We start from the raw sequence: 16,167 nt of genomic DNA, 5'->3' as shown, positions 1-16,167 counted from the left end.
TGTCAGCTCGCGTGGCCCTTGGCGTCGAAGCCGGGGCTCTGGGGGTTCCCCCCGGGAAGATTCCGCATGCGGTCGAGCACCGAGTCCGCCGTGGGCTCGTACACCTCGTCGACGATCCGGCCGTCCGCCAGGAACACCACCCGGTCCGCGTACGCCGCGGCCACCGGGTCGTGGGTCACCATCACCACGGTCTGGCCCAGTTCCCGCACCGAGTTGCGCAGGAAGCCCAGCACCTCGGCGCCGGATCGTGAGTCGAGGTTTCCGGTCGGCTCGTCGCCGAAGATGATGTCCGGCCGGGAGGCCAGCGCGCGGGCCACGGCGACCCGCTGCTGCTGTCCGCCGGAGAGCTGCGAGGGCCGGTGGCCGAGCCGGTCGGCGAGTCCCACCATCCGGATCACGGTGTCCAGCCACGCCGTGTCCGGCTTGCGGCCGGCGATGTCCATCGGGAGGGTGATGTTCTCCAGGGCCGTCAGCGTCGGCAGCAGGTTGAACGCCTGGAAGATGAAGCCGATCTTGTCCCGGCGCAGCTTGGTGAGCTTCTTGTCCTTCAGCGAGCCCAGCTCGGTCTCGCCGATGCGCACGGAGCCGCTGCTGAAGGTGTCGAGGCCGGCCACGCAGTGCATCAGCGTGGACTTGCCGGAGCCGGAAGGGCCCATGATCGCGGTGAACTCGGCCTGCCGGAAGTCGACGGATACCCGGTCGAGAGCGACCACCTGGGTCTCGCCCTGTCCGTAGATCTTCGACAGCTCCGTGGCGCGCGCGGCCACGGTGGTGGTCCGGCCGGCGACGGGTGTGGTGGTCACGGGAAGGCGCTCCTCGCGGGACGACGATGTTTCTCGGGGACGTGGACCATCGTCGCGTCCGCCGGTCGTCGTGTAGTCAGCCGCTGTTCCGGTTCCGGAGGGAGACTTCGGACGGACCGTGCCGCGCTGTGTCATACCTGGGGATGACGGGCGACCCTGACAGCGCCGGGTGTGAATAACAGGTGGGGCACCCTCGTTCTGGCGGTGAAATTCCGTCATTCCGCATACGGGCTCACTTGGCCCACGCCACGCTATTGGCAAGTGCGGATGGCGTGTTCCGTGTGCTGATGCACCCTCAGACGTCAATAAAATAAGACAACATCGGTCCGCCCGCCCGCTGTTCGAGGGATGCGTCCCGATAGGCTCGGGGCCTCGACGCGGAGCCATGGCCTGCCCGGATGGTGGAATGCAGACACGGCGAGCTTAAACCTCGCTGCCCCTCGCGGGCGTACCGGTTCGAGTCCGGTTCCGGGCACTTCCGCAGTCACGGTCAGTGAACCGCGGGAACGGCCTGTCGTCGCGGCCTCGGCCGCGGAGGGCCGCCGCGCGGCGGCGCGGCGACCCTCTTCCTGTCACTTCCCGCGGTCCTTCGCCGCTTCCACACCGTCGGCGCGTCAGCGGACGATGATCACCACGGGGGTGCTGCCGTACCCGTAAGCGGCGCTGTAGGGGTAGTAGCCGACGTTGCCGAAGCCGTTGCCGAAGCCGTTTCCGAAGCCGTACCCCCCGAAGCCGTACCCGCAGAACGGGTTGAAGCCGCTGTTGAAGCCGACTCCGAATCCGCAGCCGCCGCCGCCGCCGTTCGTCTGGATGTTGTGTGACAGCGAGCTGACGCCGTCCGGGGCCGTCGCGGCCGAGGCCGGGCTTGCGGCCGCTCCCACTCCCGCGATCGCGCCGCCGGTGAGAAGGGCGGTAGCCAGAATTCGTATGACCGGGTTCCTGCGCATATGAGAGTCTCCTTAGCCCCGAGGTGTTCACACCCCTCCGGTCTCTCCCCTCGCACCAGGTAACACCGGATCGACGGAACGTACCATCCGAGCGAGCGCCCACCGGACGGGACCGCAGTCGTCTTCGCAGGTCAGAAACGGTTTTTTGGGTAGCTGATCAAAGCCGCCGTCGCGCGGCCGTTGACACCGGTCGGAGCCGGAGCGCAGACTCACAGCGAAAATAAAGGTGAAGTTAATTTCACCAGACGAACCAGACGAACCAGGCGAACCAGACGAACCAGACGACCAGGCGAAGCGGCCGGACTCTCGAACTCGCGAATCACGGCGATGACGCCCATCCGAAGGGAACGTCCGATGCGCACCACCGTCGGCATCATCGGCGCCGGCCCGGCCGGCCTCCTCCTCGCCCGGCTGCTCCGCAACGCGGGCATCGACGCGGTCGTCCTGGAGAGCCGGGACCGGGCCTACGTCGAACAGCGGCAGCGGGCCGGGATCCTGGAGCAGGGGACGGTGGACGTGCTGCGCGCGGCCGGCGCCGGGCAGCGCCTGGACCGTGAGGGTCTGCGGCACGACGGCATCGAGCTGCGGTTCGCCCGGCGCCGCCACCGCGTCGACTTCCCCGCCCTCACCGGCGGCCGCTCGGTGACGGTGTACGCCCAGACCGAGGTCTGCAAGGACCTCATCGCCCTCCAGATCGAGGAGGGCGGCCCGCTGCTGTTCGAGGCGGAGGCCCTGGCGGTCGACGGGGCCGGCACCGACAGCCCCCGCGTGCGCTTCCGCCGTGACGGGCGCGAAGATGTCCTGGAGTGCGACTACGTCGTCGGCTGCGACGGCTTCTGGGGGATCGCCAGGAAGGCGATACCGGCCGAGACGACCCGCGTCTTCGAACGGACCTACCCCTTCGGCTGGCTCGGCGTCCTCGCCGACGTCGCCCCCTCCCACGACGAGCTGGTCTACGCCCGCCACGACCGCGGCTTCGCCCTGCTGTCGATGCGCTCCCCGACCGTCTCCCGCCTCTACCTCCAGGTGCCCGAGGGGACGGACGCCGAGGCCTGGGCCGACGACGAGATCTGGGCCGAGCTGGAGCGGCGTCTCGAGACCGCCGACGGCTGGAGGCTCGCCCGCGGGCCCATCACGCAGAAGTCGGTCACTCCCATGCGCTCCTACGTCCACGAGCCGATGCGGCACGGCCGTCTCTTCCTCGCCGGGGACGCCGCCCACATCGTGCCGCCGACCGGCGCGAAGGGGCTGAATCTCGCCGTCGGTGACGTGGTCACCTTCGCGCGGGCGCTGACGTACGCGACGGAGACGGGCTCGCCGGAGCTCCTCGACGCCTACTCCGCCACCTGTCTGCGCCGGGTCTGGCAGGCCGAGCGGTTCTCCTACGACATGACCACGATGCTGCACCGGCTCCCCGGCGCCACCCCCTTCGAGGAGCGCCTCCAGCTCGCCCGGCTGGAGCGGATCACCGGCTCGCGCGCGGCGGAGACCGACCTCGCCGAGGGATACACCGGATACCCGTTCGGGTGAACGGATGATCTCCTACCGGTTCCGGACGTGTCGCAGCTTGGTCATGAATGACCCCCCGCACCACTGGGAATCAAGGATCCGCGTAGCGTGTTGCGCAGCACGACGAGGGAAAGATCCTCCCCAAGCACTAGGGTCAATCCTTTGCCTACCTATTACTCTTGAGCCAAGGCCCACGCAGAGTGGCCATGGAGGAGTGAAATGAGGAGCAGAAACCCGGTCTTCTCGCGACGGGGGTTCAGCCGCGACAGCGGCTACGCGGGCTTCAACACCGCGCCGCAGGCCGGGGGACCCGCTGTCGGCACGCATGGGAACCCGTACGCGCAGGGCGGTCCGTACGCCCAGCCGTCCGGCAACCCCTACGCGCAGAACCCGTACGCCCAGCAGGACCTTCAGCACGGCGCGCCGCAGGCCCCGGTCACCACCGCCGGCCGTATGACGATGGACGACGTCGTCCTGCGTACCGCCACCACCCTTGGTCTCCTGATCGTCACGGCCGCGCTCGCCTGGGCGCTGCTGCCGGTCGACGACGCCAACATCAGCCGTTCGTACGGCATCGGTATCGGCGCCGCACTGGTGGCGATGGTGCTGGCGTTCGTGCAGTCGTTCAAGCGCAAGGCCTCGCCGGCCCTCATCCTGACCTACGCGGGTCTCGAGGGTGTCTTCCTCGGCGTCGTCTCCAGCATCGTCGACAACCGCATCGCCAGCGGTGCGGCCATGCAGGCCGTGCTCGGCACGATGGCGGTGTTCGCCGGTGTGCTGATCGCGTACAAGGCCGGCTGGATCCGCGTCAACCGCCGCTTCGTCGGCTTCGTGATGGCGGCCGCGCTCGGCTTCATCCTGCTGATGGCGGTGAACCTGCTGTTCGCGGTCTTCGGCGGCGGTGACGGTCTCGGCTTCCGCAGTGGTCCGCTCGGCATCATCTTCGGTGTCGTCGGCATCATCCTCGGCGCCTGCTTCCTCGCCATCGACTTCAAGCAGGTCGAGGACGGCATCGCGTACGGCGCCCCGCGCGAAGAGGCCTGGCTGGCCGCCTTCGGCATGACGGTGACGCTGGTCTGGATCTACATGGAGTTCCTGCGGATCATCGCGATCCTCAACAGCAACGACTAGATCCTCGACGGCGAAAGCCTGTCGTAGACCTACCGACGAAGGGCCCCGGGCACGCCCGGGGCCCTTCGTCATGCCCTCCGTGTGCGCGCGCCTAGAGCAGTTTGCGCGCTGCCCTCCTCAGGTCGTACTCGTGGACGATCGCCTTGGCGTGGCCGTACGCCAGGTCGTATTCGTGACGCAGCCAGCTGACCTTCTCCTCGAAGCGGAAGAGGGAGGGGCCTTCGTCGACGGTGCGCAGCCAGTCGGAGACTTCACGACCGGTGCAGTGCGGGATGCGGGCGAGCATGTTGCGGTGGGTCTCCTCGGAGAGGACGTGGGACATCGGCGCCTCCGGACGCAATGGGGTGTAAGCCGGTCCTTCACGTCACGGTGCCTGAGCGTTGGCGCGTTGGCAACAGTGCCGGGGCAGCGCGTAGTCTCGCGGCGTGGTTGATACGACGCCTCTGAGCCGTGCGGTGGATCACTTCGCCGATCGTCTGCGGGCCGCCCCCCAGAGCCGGTTGCAGCGCAGTGCCGCCGCGGCGGCACTGGAGTTGGCCCGGGAGTTCGCACGACGGGCCCAACGCGCCGAGGAACCCGGCGTCGAACCACGTGAGATGCCGGACGCCGGGATGTTCGCCGTCGCCGACCAGATCACCGTCGCGGCACACGACCTGGCGGTCGTGCTGCGCAGCGAGGCCGAAGTGGCCGAAGCGGTGGGGCTGGTGGAGGAGGCGCAGACCCGGGCGGGGGTGTGACGCCCACGCGCGTCTAGAGGGACGCGATGACCCGGTCCGCCAGGATGTACACCGTCTCCTCGCCGCAGGCGAAGGTCAGCGTGTACGCGCCCGAGATGCCCGAGCCGCCGAGCAGCACCGGCGTCTCGCCCACGCGCAGGGCGGTGGCCAGGCGTTCCGCGGTCTCGCGGTGGCCCGGGGTCATGCAGAGGGTCGTACCGTCGGCGAAGACGTAGACGTCGAGGGTGCCCAGCGGGCCCGGGCGGACGTCGGTCAGCTCGACGCCACAGGAGGCCAGCTCCTCCAGGGTGGCGACCGTGCGCTCATGGTCGTTCACGACCGGTGACTGGACCGGTACGAAGTCGGGGTGCGAGGGGTGGCGGCGGCGGGCCGCGGCCAGTTCGGGGGAGTCCCCGGCGAACTCGTCGGCGTCGGCGCCCGGCTCGGCCACCGGCTCCAGGTGCTCCATGCCCGCGAAATCGGCCTGGCGGGGCAGGAACAGCTCGGTGTCCGGCAGACCCAGCAGGGAGGGGGCGTCGGAGGCGTCACGGGCCTCCTGGGCGGCCCAGAACGCCCGCGCCTCGGCCAGCTCCCGTTCCCGTTCCTCGGCGAGCGCCTCGGCGACGGCCGAACGTATCTCCTCGGCGTCGACGGCGAGGCGGGCGGCCGGGACCAGACCCCGTGCCGCGGCCGCGTTGTTCTGGGCGAGCTCGGTGTGCAGCGCCGCGACCTGCCGGCGCAGCACCATGAGGGTGCGCAGGACGGCGACGCCCACGGCGCCTGTGGCGGCCGTGGTGAGCAGCAGGGCGATCGGCATGGCGCTCACTGACGTACTCCCGGTTCAAAGTCGACCCCCGACTTCCTACATCAGCTTGAAGGGTGGACCATCCAGCTGTCAGTGCGTAACGTCACGAAACGGACCAGGCTTTGGCCTCGGAGTTTGGTGGTGGAACGGCGCTGACCTGCGTTGATCCCTCCCTCGGGGGAGATAGGTCACATCCTGAGGGAGATTGGATCACAAATCGGCCCAGAACCCTGACGGTTTCCGGGTTCCGGGCCGATGTGTGACGCTGGGTCGAACGGTGACTACTGACGGCTTTTCAGTTGTCGCAGGTGCGTTCGAGGGTGGGTTCGGGTCGTCAGCTGAGGCGCTCGATGACCATGGCCATGCCCTGGCCGCCGCCGACGCACATCGTCTCCAGGCCGAACTGCTTGTCGTGGAACTGGAGGGAGTTGATGAGCGTGCCGGTGATGCGGGCGCCGGTCATGCCGAAGGGGTGGCCCACCGCGATGGCGCCGCCGTTGACGTTCAGCTTGTCGAGGTCGATGCCGAGTTCACGGTAGGACGGGATCACCTGGGCGGCGAACGCCTCGTTGATCTCGACCAGATCGATGTCGTCGATGGTCAGGCCGGCCCGGCGCAGCGCCTGCTGGGAGGCCTCGACCGGGCCGAGGCCCATGATCTCGGGCGACAGGCCCGAGACGCCGGTGGAGACGATGCGGGCCAGCGGGGTCAGGCCGAGCTCGCGGGCCTTGGTGTCGGACATGATGACCACCGCGGCGGCACCGTCGTTCAGCGGGCAGCAGTTGCCGGCGGTGACGAGGCCGTCGGGGCGGAAGACCGGCTTGAGGCCCTGGACGCCTTCGAGGGTGACGCCGGCGCGCGGGCCGTCGTCCTTGCTGACGACCGTGCCGTCGGGGAGGGTCACCGGGGTGATCTCGCGCTCCCAGAAGCCGTTCTTGATGGCTTCCTCGGCGAGGTTCTGCGACCGGACGCCGAACTCGTCCATGTCCTCGCGGGTGACGCCCTTCCAGCGGGCGAGGTTCTCGGCGGTCTGCCCCATCGCCATGTACGCGTCCGGGACGATGCCGTCCTCGCGCGGGTCGTGCCAGGTCGTGCCCTCCTGCTGGGCGACGGCCGCGGTGCGGGCCTCGGCCTCGGCGAAGAAGGGGTTGTGCGTGTCCGGCAGGCTGTCGGAGTTGCCCTTGACGAACCGGGAGACCATCTCGACGCCGGCCGAGATGAAGACGTCGCCCTCACCGGCCTTGATGGCGTGCAGGGCCATGCGGCTCGTCTGCAGGGACGAGGAGCAGTACCGGGTGACGGTGCAGCCGGGGAGGTGGTCCATCCCCATCTGCACGGCGACGATGCGGCCGAGGTTGTTGCCCTGCTCGCCGCCGGGGAGGCCGCAGCCGAGCATCAGGTCGTCGATGTCCCTGGGGTCCAGCTCCGGGACCTTGGCGAGGGCCGTCTGGATGATGGTGGCGGTGAGGTCGTCCGGGCGCAGGTCCTTCAGGGAGCCCTTGAAAGCGCGGCCGATGGGGGAGCGGGCGGTCGAGACGATGACGGCTTCGGGCATCACGGCTCCATTGGCGTACGGGGATGGGCAAAGGCGGACTGTCTCGGAAGTTACCTGTACGTATGGTCTGGGTCACGGGGGAGGGCGTGTGACTCTGGCCGCAGTTTCCAAGCGCTTGCTTTTCCTCGCCCCCGCCGCCCCTTCCCGTCCCGTTCCCAGGGGGCTCCGCCCCCGGACCCCCGCTCCTCGAACGCCGGTGGGGCTGGAAGGTCCGACGCCGGTGGGGGCTGGGTTTCCCGGGGCTGGAGGAGCCGGGACTCCCGAGCCGGTGGGGCTGGGAAGTTCCGACGCTGGTGGGGCTGGAAAGTCCGGCGCCGGAGGGGCTGGAAAGTCCGGCGCCGGAGGGGCTGATTCCGGACTTGGTTCAGCCCGGGGTGTGGATCGGGGTCGGGGACGTTTCCGGGACGCGGCGGCGCCTGCGGCGCTTGAGGAGAGCCCAGGGGCCCCGGGGCCCGGTCGGCATCGCGGCCGTGACCTCGGTGCCCGCCTCGGACGCCGCCTCGGCCGCGGCGCGGGCCACCGGCAGGAAGCCCTCGCGGCGGGACGCGTCGGGACGCTCCTCCTCGGCCGGCCACAGGCCCAGGGTGGCGCAGACCGTCGGCAGGATGGCCATCGCGGCAGTCGCGTACCCCTCCGCGGAGGGGTGGTAGTGGTCGGGGCCGAACAGCTCGCGCGGGTTCGCCGCGAACTCCGGGCCCAGCAGGTCGCCCAGTGACACCGTGCGGCCCCCCTGCTCGACCGCCCCGATCGTCTGCGCGGCCGCCAGCTGCCGGGAGGCCCGCCGGGCCAGCCAGCGCAGCGGCTGCTGCACCGGTTCGATCGTGCCCAGGTCGGGACACGTGGCGACGACGACCTCCGCGCCGGCCGTGCGCAGTCGCCGCACCGCCGAGGAGAGATGCCGCACCGAGCGGGTCGGCGGCATCCGGTGGGTCACGTCGTTCGCGCCGATCATGATCACGCACACGTCGGGGACCTGGGCCGGGTCGGCGAGGGTCAGGGCCACCTGACGGTCGAGGTCGTCCGACTGGGCCCCGGGAAGGGCCACGTTCCGCAGTACCACCGGGCGTTCGGCCACCGCGGAGAGCCCCGAGGCCAGCAGCGCGCCCGGCGTCTGGCCGGCCCGGTGGACGCCCTGGCCCGCGGCCGTGGAGTCACCCAGCATCGTCAGCCGCAGCGGCGGCTCGCCGGGGACGTCGTAGCCATGGCCGTAGCGGCCCTCCGCGCTCGGCACGTGGTTGAGCGAACCGTTGCCCACATGGCGCCGGGCCAGCTGTACTTCCGCCAGCAGCAGACCGACGGCCGCGGCACCTGCCAGACCGATGCCGCCGCCCCCGTACGCGGCGCCCGCCGCGATCCGCCGGGCCACCCGCGCCCTCGACATGCTCGTCATGCGTCGCCGCCACCTCCTCGTAGCCGTACACCCACTCCTTGCCCCGTACAACCCGTCGGCCAATCTCAACCAGGAGTGAACGTCTTCCGCGGGCCGTAGGCTGGCGGAACCACTACGACCACTTCTTTTGCAGCAACCGGAGACAACGGTGCAATTCCACGACTCGATGATCAGCCTCGTCGGCAACACCCCGCTGGTGAGGCTCAACAACGTGACCGCGGGGATCCAGGCGACCGTCCTGGCCAAGGTGGAGTACTTCAACCCGGGCGGATCCGTGAAGGACCGCATCGCCCTGCGCATGATCGAGGCGGCCGAGAAGAGCGGAGAGCTCCTGCCCGGCGGCACCATCGTCGAGCCGACCAGCGGCAACACCGGCGTGGGGCTCGCGATCGTGGCGCAGCAGAAGGGGTACAAGTGCATCTTCGTGTGCCCCGACAAGGTGTCCACGGACAAGATCAACGTGCTGCGCGCGTACGGCGCCGAAGTGGTCGTGTGCCCGACGGCCGTCGACCCCGAGCACCCGGACTCGTACTACAACGTCTCCGACCGGCTGGTGCGCGAGACGCCCGGCGCCTGGAAGCCCGACCAGTACTCCAACCCCAACAACCCGCTCTCCCACTATCACTCGACCGGCCCCGAGCTGTGGGAGCAGACGGAGGGAAGGATCACCCACTTCGTGGCGGGCGTGGGCACCGGCGGCACCATCTCCGGCACCGGGCGCTACCTGAAGGACGCCAGCGACGGCAGGGTCCAGGTCGTCGGCGCCGACCCCGAGGGGTCCGTGTACTCCGGCGGCTCCGGGCGGCCGTACCTCGTCGAGGGCGTCGGTGAGGACTTCTGGCCGACCGCCTACGACCGGACCGTCGCCGACGAGATCGTCCCCGTGTCCGACAAGGACTCCTTCCAGATGACCCGTCGGCTGGCCAAGGAGGAGGGCCTGCTGGTGGGCGGCTCCTGCGGCATGGCCGTCGTCGCCGCGCTGCGCGTCGCCGAGCGGCTCGGCCCGGACGACGTCGTCGTCGTCCTGCTCCCGGACAGCGGGCGCGGCTACCTCAGCAAGATCTTCAACGACGAGTGGATGGCCGACTACGGCTTCCTGGAGGACACCGGACCGAGCGCCCGTGTCGCCGACGTGCTCAGCCACAAGGCGGGCGGCATCATCCCCTCCCTCGTCCACATGCACCCCGACGAGACCGTCGGCGAGGCCATCGAGGTGCTGCGCGAGTACGGCGTCTCGCAGATGCCGATCGTGAAGCCGGGCGCCGGTCACCCGGACGTCATGGCCGCCGAGGTCGTGGGGTCCGTGGTGGAGCGCGAGCTGCTCGACGCCCTGTTCACCCAGCGTGCCTCGCTCGACGACCCGCTGGAGAAGCACATGTCCGCCCCGCTCCCGCAGGTCGGCTCCGGCGAGCCGGTCGGGGACCTGATGTCGGTCCTGGGCCGAGCGGACGCGGCGATCGTGCTCGTCGAGGGCAAGCCGACCGGCGTGGTCAGCCGGCAGGACCTGCTGTCCTTCCTCGCCAAGGGCGCGAAGTAGCGGCGAAGCCCTGGTGAACGGTCCGTGTCCGTGGCGAACTCACGGTGACCTGCGGAAGAGGTGACTTCGCGGAAGTGGTACGAGCGTGTCACGTCCGCGCAGCACCGGCTTAACACGCGTCCGGCACATTGGTGGGTGTCGGCAGGGCGGGAGCGGCTCCCCGCCCCCGCCGGCACCGAAACGGCGTCACGGACCTCCGGAGCGGCTCCCGGACCTCCACCGGCGCCAAGGACGCGCACGCCCGGCCCTGACCCGGCACGCGTCCCTCGCGGGGACCGCCGTCGTCCCGCCCCCCGGCAACGGGGGTGCGGCGGTCCCCGCGCACAGCCTTTTCCCCGCCCTCCCGCCTTGGCGCCAGGTCCTGACCGGCCCCGGAGGCGGCGGCGCCGTCAGTCCTCCCAGTCGCTGTCCCGGGACCGCCCGCGGCGGCCGAACAGGCCGGGATCGGTGCGGACGGCCTGGACCACGTTGACGCCGACGATGCCGATCCAGGACGCGATCAGGCCCGGCAGGTGCGCGGTGCCCGCGCCGATCGCGGACAGCGGGATCGCCAGTACCAGCGAGACGATGCCGAAGCCGAAACGGTCGCCCCAGGAGTCGGTGGCCCTCGGTGTCCGGGCGCCCCGGGCGGTCGTCATCTGCTGCTCGGCCAGCTGCCGGCGCACCCGTCGCTCGACCGCGCCGTCGATGCGCTGGTCGACCTTCTCCAGGAACGAGTCGACCAGTGCGGACTCGTAATCCTCGCCCAGTTCCCTGCGGGCGTGCAGGGTGGCGTCGAGTTCCTTCTTCAGGTCGGCGTCCCGCGCGTCCATGATGGTCTCCCTTGCCGTCATGGGATCCCACGGTAGGCAGCGGGCGCGCCCGCCGCACTGGGGGTAGCCCCCCTGTTCGGCCTGGGGCCGGCCCGGTCGGTCCCCGCCTCGGCCGGCCCGCTCACGGCGGCGGGGAGCCGAGCCCGGTGTCGAGGTCGGACGGGCCGCCGCGACCTGGGCGGACACGAAGGCGGGATCCGCGCGGACGGCGTCCCGCACCCAGGAGGTGGGTCGGATCATCCCTCCCGTGATACCGCTCCCTGATCGGCGATGGGCGCGGACGTCGTCCGCTCCGGGATGTGCGCCGTGTTGCGCCGTGCGACCAGCCAGTACAGCAGCGCCGGTACGACCAGGCCCACGATCCAGGACACGTCCGCACCGCCGAGCGGCGCCACGAACGGGCCCGTGCAGAAGCCCGTCGCGAGGAACGGCAACTGGGCGAGCAGACCCGCCGCGTAGACCCCCAGCGCGTCCCAGCGCCACGCTCCGTAGCGGCCGTGGGGGTCGGAGAGGGCGGGGATGTCGTAGCGCTCGCGCGAGATCAGGTAGTAGTCGACGAGGTTGATCGCCGACCACGGGGTGAAGAAGGTCAGCAGGAAGAGCAGGAAGTCCTTGAAGGAGGACAGGAAGCTGTCCTTGCCCAGCAGGGCGACGGCCGTCCCCGCCACCATGATCAGGGCGATGTACACCGCCCGGCCGCGCCGCGAGAGCGCCCGCTGTCCCCGGAAGCCGCTCACGCTCGTCACCATCGACATGAATCCGCCGTAGGTGTTCAGCACGTTGACGGTCAGCTTGCCGAGCGCGATCACGAAGTAGAGGAAGGACGCCACCAGGCCCGTACCGCCGAGCGCGACGACGTAGCCGACCTGGCTCGACAGGAACTCCTCGCCGGCGGTGGCCGCCACCAGCACGCCGAACGTCATCGACCACTGCGAGCCCAGCGCCGAGCCGGACAGGGTCCACCAGAAGGTGGCCTTCGCGGACGTCGTGCGCGGGAGGTAGCGGGAGTAGTCCGCCACGTACGGGCCGAACGCCAGCTGCCAGGACGCCGACAGCGACATCGCCAGCAGGAACATCGGCAGGGAGAAGTGGGCGTCGTGCAGGAGCGCCGACAGGTCCGCGCGGTCCAGCAGCCGTATCCCCAGGTACACGAAGGCCAGTGCGCAGACCACGCTCGCGACTCGGCCCAGCGTGTGGATGACCCGGTAGCCGACCGTCGCCACCACCGCGGTGACGACGGCGAAGACGACGATGCCCGTCGAGTCGTTCGTGTGGGTCAGCTCACCCACCGCCTGCCCGGCCAGCACACTGCCGCTCGCGAAGAAGCCGACGTACATCACGATCACGAGCAGCAGCGGTACGACGGCCCCGCGCACCCCGAACTGCGCACGCGACTGGATCATCTGGGGCAGGCCCAGCCTGGGGCCCTGGGCCGAGTGCAGGGCCATCACCGCGCCGCCCAGCAGATTGCCGAGCAGGAGCCCGAGGACCGACCAGACCACGTCGCCGCCGAAGATCACCGCGAGGGCGCCGGTGACGACGGCCGTGATCTGGAGGTTGGCGCCGAGCCAGAGCGTGAACTGCGAGAAGGCCGTGCCGTGCCGTTCGTCGTCGGGGACGACGTCGATGGACCGGAGTTCCACGAGGTCTGCCATCTACTTCACCAGTCCGTGCTGCTCGGCGTAGGCGTTCGCCACGTCCTCGGGGTCCTTCTTGTCCTTGTCCACCTGGCGGTTGAGCTCGGTGAGCTGCTCGGTGGTGAGGGTGTTGCCGAGCCGGGCGAGGGCCCTGCGGACGGTGGAGTCGGCCTTGCGGTCGGCGACGAGCGGCACGATGTGCTGGCCGGGGACGAGGTTCTTCGGGTCCGTCAGCACCACCCAGTCGTTGGCCTGGATGTCGGTGTCGGTGGTGAAGAGGTTCGCCACGTCGACGTCGCCCTTCTTCAGAGCGCCCTTGACCAGTGGCCCTGAGGAGTCCAGGGACTTGAACTCCTTGAACTCCACCCCGTACACGTCCTTCAGCCCGACCACGCCCACCTGGCGCTTCTTCACCTCGGGCGCGGCGCCGACGACCAGCCTGCCGTTCTGCTTCGTCAGGTCGGCGAGGGAGGTCAGGCCGTACTTCCGCGCGGTCTCCCGGGTGACGACGAAGGCGTCGGAGTCCTCGGCCATGCCGTACGGCAGGATCTGGAGGCCGGGCGGGAGGGCGACGGCGAGGGCGTTCTGCATCGCGCCCTCCTCGGTGGCCGTGGCCTTGGGCGCGAGGTAGTGCAGCAGGGCGCCCTGGTACTCGGGCAGGAGGTCGATGTCGCCGCCCTTGAGGGCGGGGATGAGGATCTCCCGGGTGCCGAGGTTCGGGCGGACCGTCGTCTTCACGCCGGCCGCTTCCAGGACGGCGGCGTAGAGGTGGCCGAGCACCTGGTTCTCGGTGAAGTTGGCGGTGCCGATGGTGACCCCGTCCTTGCTGGAGCCGCCGCCGGCGGGGCTGCCGCCCTGGCCGTCGAGCGAGGTCACGCCACCGGCGCAGGCGGCGAGGGCGGGGACGGAGGCGGCGGCGAACAGGCCGCCGAGGAGTGTCCTGCGGTTCATGGATCGGGCCCCTAGGCAGTGCGGTGGCGGAAGAGGAAGCGCTGGAGCGCGGAGAGCGTCAGGTCCAGGGCGATGGCGACCACGGCGACCAGCACCGCGCCGCCGAGCACCTGCACCAGGTCGCGCTGGGCCAGGCCGTCGAAGACGTAGCGGCCCAGGCCGCCGAAGGAGACGTACGCGGCGATCGTGGCCGTCGCCACCACCTGGATCAGGGCCAGACGCAGGCCGGTCATGATCAGCGGGAGGGCGAGCGGGAGTTCCACCTGGAACAGGACCTGGTGGCCGCGCATGCCCTGCCCGCGCGCCGCGTCCTTCACCTCCGGGTCGACGGCCGTCATGCCCGCGTAGGTGTTGGTGACGATCGCCGGGACCGCGAGGGCGACCAGGGCGATGTACACCGGCGTCATGGACAGCCCGCTGGCCAGGAAGACCAGGACCACCAGGCCGACGGTCGGCAGGGCGCGGCCGAAGGAGGCCAGGTTGATCGCGAGGAACGCGCCCCGCCCGGTGTGGCCGATCAGCAGGCCCAGCGGGAGGCCGATCGCGGCCGCGATGAGCGTGGCCAGCAGCGAGTACTGGAGGTGTTCGGCGAGGCGGTGGGCGATGCCGTCGGAGCCGGTCCACTGCTCGCCGCTGACCAGCCACCTGCCGAGGTTCTCGAAGAGTTCGTACATCTCAGGCTCGCCTCCTCTTCCACGGGGTCAGCACGTACTGGAGGGCGACGAGCAGGGCGTCCGCCACCACGGCCAGGAGCAGGGTCAGGACGACGCCGACGATGACCGGGGTCGGGAAGTTGCGCTGGAAGCCGTCGGTGAAGAGCTGGCCGAGTCCGCCGTCGCCGATGTAGGTCGCCACGGAGACGAGGGAGATCGACATGACCGTCGCGATCCGGACGCCCGCCATGATCACGGGGAGGGCGAGGGGGAGTTCGACGGTGAGGAGGGTGCGCAGAGGGCGCGTGCCCATCGCCTTCGCGGCCTCCTTGGTCCGGGTGGGGACGGAGTCGAGCCCTTCGACGGTGTTCCGCAGCAGGACGACCAGGGTGTAGACGGTCAGGCCGATCACGGTCGTGGTGCGGGTCAGGCCGGAGACCGGCAGCAGCAGGACGAAGATCGCGATCGAGGGGATCGTGAACAGGACGTTCGACAGGCCCAGGAGGAAGCCGCGCAGGGGGCGGATCCGGTGGGCGACGACGGCCAGCGGCAGGGAGATCAGCAGACCGAACAGGACGGCGCTCAGCGCCGCCTGCAGGTGGGAGAGGGCGAGGGCGGTCAGGTCGTCGGTGTGGCCGGATATCCACGACCAGTCGATGGTCATGCGGCGACTCCCGCGGCCGCGTGCGCCCGGCCCGCGTACTCGTGGATGTCGTCGCGCGACGTGACCCCGGTGAGGGCTCCGGCCGCGTCGACGCGGGCGACCAGGCCGGTGGGGGAGGCGATCGACTCGTTGAGTGCCGACAGCAGGGAGTCGGAGTCCGCCAGCGGGCGCACCGGGAGTTCGGTGCCCTCGGCGGCCTTCGAAGCCCAGTGCAGGGGCCGGCCGGCCGGGTCGAGGACGAGCGTCCAGGTGCCGCCCTCGGGGGCCGGGCCCAGCGGGACGTCCGCGAGGGTCTTCAGCGACAGCAGTTTCAGGCCGCGCTCGGCGCCGAGGAAGTCGGCCACGAAGTCGTCGGCCGGGCGGGCCAGCAGCTCGGCCGGGGAGGCGCACTGCACCAGATGGCCGCCGGTGCGGAAGATCGCGATCTGGTCGCCCAGCCGGACCGCCTCGTCCACGTCGTGCGTGACGAAGACGATGGTCTTGCTCAACTCCTTCTGCAGGCGTAGCAGTTCGTCCTGGAGTTGGGTGCGTACCACCGGGTCGACCGCGCCGAACGGCTCGTCCATGAGCAGGACGGGCGGGTCGGCGGCGAGCGCGCGGGCGACGCCGACGCGCTGCTGCTGGCCGCCGGAGAGCTGGTGGGGGTAGCGCTTCCCGGCGTCGGCGGAGAGGCCGACGGTCTCCAGGAGTTCGGCCGCCCGCGCCCGGGCCTTCCGGCGGCCCCAGCCCAGCAGCAGCGGCACGGTGGCGATGTTGTCGAGCACCGTGCGGTGCGGGAAGAGGCCCGCCTGCTGGATGACGTATCCGATGGAGCGGCGCAGTTCGGCGGCGTCCTGGCGGGTGACGTCCCGGCCGCCGACCCGGATGGTGCCGGAGGTCGGTTCGACCATCCGGTTGATCATCCGCAGGGTGGTCGTCTTGCCGCAACCGGAGGATCCGACCAGGACGGTCACACCGCCCTCCGGCATCTCCAGGGAGAGATCGTGGACTGCTGTCGTGCCGTTGGGGAAACGCTTGTGGACCGCATCGAACTGGATCATGAGATGTCCCTTGCCCG

At 70.5% G+C, this 16,167-nt stretch carries 16 protein-coding genes and 1 tRNA gene; 5 read left to right on the top strand and 12 right to left on the bottom strand.

What is annotated here, in order from left to right:
- Nucleotides 1-2: 2 nt before the first annotated feature.
- Complete coding sequence (locus ACFV0T_RS31415) at nt 3-803, bottom strand: ABC transporter ATP-binding protein (protein ID WP_385786472.1); 801 nt, start codon at nt 801-803, stop codon at nt 3-5.
- A 392-nt stretch (nt 804-1,195) separates the two neighbouring features.
- Here ACFV0T_RS31415 and ACFV0T_RS31410 point away from each other — a divergent pair.
- A tRNA-Leu gene (locus ACFV0T_RS31410) sits at nt 1,196-1,278 on the top strand.
- A gap of 139 nt (nt 1,279-1,417) precedes the next feature.
- Here the strand turns inward: ACFV0T_RS31410 and ACFV0T_RS31405 are convergent.
- A complete protein-coding gene (locus ACFV0T_RS31405) occupies nt 1,418-1,750 on the bottom strand; it encodes a hypothetical protein (protein ID WP_385786470.1) in 333 nt (110 codons plus the stop codon).
- A gap of 354 nt (nt 1,751-2,104) precedes the next feature.
- On the opposite strand from ACFV0T_RS31405, the gene ACFV0T_RS31400 reads away from it, so the two are divergent.
- Nucleotides 2,105-3,280 (top strand): 4-hydroxybenzoate 3-monooxygenase, encoded by a 1,176-nt coding sequence (locus ACFV0T_RS31400; RefSeq protein WP_385786467.1) that lies wholly within the window; start codon nt 2,105-2,107, stop codon nt 3,278-3,280.
- A 198-nt stretch (nt 3,281-3,478) separates the two neighbouring features.
- Nucleotides 3,479-4,390: a Bax inhibitor-1/YccA family protein gene (locus ACFV0T_RS31395; RefSeq protein WP_385786464.1), complete on the top strand. Its 912-nt coding sequence runs from the start codon at nt 3,479-3,481 to the stop codon at nt 4,388-4,390.
- 91 nt (nt 4,391-4,481) lie between these two features.
- Here ACFV0T_RS31395 and ACFV0T_RS31390 read toward each other — a convergent pair whose 3' ends face one another.
- Nucleotides 4,482-4,712 carry a DUF4287 domain-containing protein gene (locus ACFV0T_RS31390; protein ID WP_152890507.1) on the bottom strand — a complete coding sequence of 77 codons (231 nt, stop codon included), beginning with the start codon at nt 4,710-4,712 and terminating at the stop codon, nt 4,482-4,484.
- A 103-nt stretch (nt 4,713-4,815) separates the two neighbouring features.
- Here ACFV0T_RS31390 and ACFV0T_RS31385 point away from each other — a divergent pair, with 103 nt between their 5' ends.
- The gene (locus tag ACFV0T_RS31385) at nt 4,816-5,127 is read left to right on the top strand and encodes a hypothetical protein (RefSeq protein ID WP_385786460.1); all 312 of its coding nucleotides are present in this window, start codon (nt 4,816-4,818) and stop codon (nt 5,125-5,127) included.
- A gap of 13 nt (nt 5,128-5,140) precedes the next feature.
- On the opposite strand, the gene ACFV0T_RS31380 is transcribed toward ACFV0T_RS31385, so the two are convergent.
- The 3 genes from ACFV0T_RS31380 to ACFV0T_RS31370 form a co-directional block, all read right to left on the bottom strand.
- Nucleotides 5,141-5,932, bottom strand: coding sequence for a hypothetical protein (locus tag ACFV0T_RS31380; RefSeq protein WP_385786458.1), 792 nt, complete (start codon nt 5,930-5,932; stop codon nt 5,141-5,143).
- 313 nt (nt 5,933-6,245) lie between these two features.
- The gene (locus ACFV0T_RS31375; RefSeq protein WP_385786455.1) at nt 6,246-7,466 is read right to left on the bottom strand and encodes an acetyl-CoA C-acetyltransferase; all 1,221 of its coding nucleotides are present in this window, start codon (nt 7,464-7,466) and stop codon (nt 6,246-6,248) included.
- A gap of 364 nt (nt 7,467-7,830) precedes the next feature.
- A complete protein-coding gene (locus ACFV0T_RS31370; protein ID WP_385786452.1) occupies nt 7,831-8,856 on the bottom strand; it encodes an SGNH/GDSL hydrolase family protein in 1,026 nt (341 codons plus the stop codon).
- A gap of 148 nt (nt 8,857-9,004) precedes the next feature.
- Between ACFV0T_RS31370 and ACFV0T_RS31365 the strand changes: the two genes are divergently transcribed.
- On the top strand, nt 9,005-10,393 hold the full coding sequence (locus ACFV0T_RS31365) for a cystathionine beta-synthase (RefSeq protein WP_385786449.1): 1,389 nt from the start codon (nt 9,005-9,007) through the stop codon (nt 10,391-10,393).
- Nucleotides 10,394-10,782: 389 nt separating this feature from the next.
- Here ACFV0T_RS31365 and ACFV0T_RS31360 read toward each other — a convergent pair whose 3' ends face one another.
- From ACFV0T_RS31360 to ACFV0T_RS31335, 6 genes are all read right to left on the bottom strand, one after another.
- Nucleotides 10,783-11,205 carry a hypothetical protein gene (locus tag ACFV0T_RS31360; RefSeq protein WP_385786544.1) on the bottom strand — a complete coding sequence of 141 codons (423 nt, stop codon included), beginning with the start codon at nt 11,203-11,205 and terminating at the stop codon, nt 10,783-10,785.
- 236 nt (nt 11,206-11,441) lie between these two features.
- Nucleotides 11,442-12,860, bottom strand: coding sequence for a purine-cytosine permease family protein (locus tag ACFV0T_RS31355; RefSeq protein ID WP_385786446.1), 1,419 nt, complete (start codon nt 12,858-12,860; stop codon nt 11,442-11,444).
- On the bottom strand, nt 12,861-13,793 hold the full coding sequence (locus ACFV0T_RS31350; RefSeq protein WP_385786443.1) for an ABC transporter substrate-binding protein: 933 nt from the start codon (nt 13,791-13,793) through the stop codon (nt 12,861-12,863).
- Nucleotides 13,794-13,804: 11 nt separating this feature from the next.
- Nucleotides 13,805-14,467 (bottom strand): ABC transporter permease, encoded by a 663-nt coding sequence (locus tag ACFV0T_RS31345; RefSeq protein WP_385786441.1) that lies wholly within the window; start codon nt 14,465-14,467, stop codon nt 13,805-13,807.
- A 1-nt stretch (nt 14,468) separates the two neighbouring features.
- On the bottom strand, nt 14,469-15,110 hold the full coding sequence (locus tag ACFV0T_RS31340) for an ABC transporter permease (protein ID WP_385786439.1): 642 nt from the start codon (nt 15,108-15,110) through the stop codon (nt 14,469-14,471).
- Entirely contained in the window at nt 15,107-16,150 is a 1,044-nt protein-coding gene (locus ACFV0T_RS31335) for an ABC transporter ATP-binding protein (RefSeq protein ID WP_385786437.1), read from the bottom strand. Before ACFV0T_RS31335 ends, ACFV0T_RS31340 begins: the two co-directional genes overlap by 4 nt.
- Between the last annotated feature and the right edge of the window lie 17 nt (nt 16,151-16,167).

The sequence above is a fragment of the Streptomyces sp. NPDC059582 genome, from assembly GCF_042735715.1.
In the GTDB taxonomy this organism is placed as follows: domain Bacteria; phylum Actinomycetota; class Actinomycetes; order Streptomycetales; family Streptomycetaceae; genus Streptomyces.
The sequence above is the reverse complement of the archived record's forward strand: the minus strand, read 5'-3'. Positions and strand labels throughout refer to the sequence as shown.

What these genes read in the sequence shown, in the direction of transcription:
- ACFV0T_RS31345 (WP_385786441.1), bottom strand. Translation starts at nt 14,467, where the DNA reads ATGTACGAACTCTTCGAGAACCTCGGCAGGTGGCTGGTCAGCGGCGAG.
- ACFV0T_RS31400 (WP_385786467.1), top strand. Translation starts at nt 2,105, where the DNA reads ATGCGCACCACCGTCGGCATCATCGGCGCCGGCCCGGCCGGCCTCCTC.
- ACFV0T_RS31395 (WP_385786464.1), top strand. Translation starts at nt 3,479, where the DNA reads ATGAGGAGCAGAAACCCGGTCTTCTCGCGACGGGGGTTCAGCCGCGAC.
- ACFV0T_RS31335 (WP_385786437.1), bottom strand. Translation starts at nt 16,150, where the DNA reads ATGATCCAGTTCGATGCGGTCCACAAGCGTTTCCCCAACGGCACGACA.
- ACFV0T_RS31355 (WP_385786446.1), bottom strand. Translation starts at nt 12,860, where the DNA reads ATGGCAGACCTCGTGGAACTCCGGTCCATCGACGTCGTCCCCGACGAC.
- ACFV0T_RS31350 (WP_385786443.1), bottom strand. Translation starts at nt 13,793, where the DNA reads ATGAACCGCAGGACACTCCTCGGCGGCCTGTTCGCCGCCGCCTCCGTC.
- ACFV0T_RS31375 (WP_385786455.1), bottom strand. Translation starts at nt 7,466, where the DNA reads ATGCCCGAAGCCGTCATCGTCTCGACCGCCCGCTCCCCCATCGGCCGC.
- ACFV0T_RS31390 (WP_152890507.1), bottom strand. Translation starts at nt 4,712, where the DNA reads ATGTCCCACGTCCTCTCCGAGGAGACCCACCGCAACATGCTCGCCCGC.
- ACFV0T_RS31340 (WP_385786439.1), bottom strand. Translation starts at nt 15,110, where the DNA reads ATGACCATCGACTGGTCGTGGATATCCGGCCACACCGACGACCTGACC.
- ACFV0T_RS31370 (WP_385786452.1), bottom strand. Translation starts at nt 8,856, where the DNA reads ATGACGAGCATGTCGAGGGCGCGGGTGGCCCGGCGGATCGCGGCGGGC.
- ACFV0T_RS31360 (WP_385786544.1), bottom strand. Translation starts at nt 11,205, where the DNA reads ATGGACGCGCGGGACGCCGACCTGAAGAAGGAACTCGACGCCACCCTG.
- ACFV0T_RS31405 (WP_385786470.1), bottom strand. Translation starts at nt 1,750, where the DNA reads ATGCGCAGGAACCCGGTCATACGAATTCTGGCTACCGCCCTTCTCACC.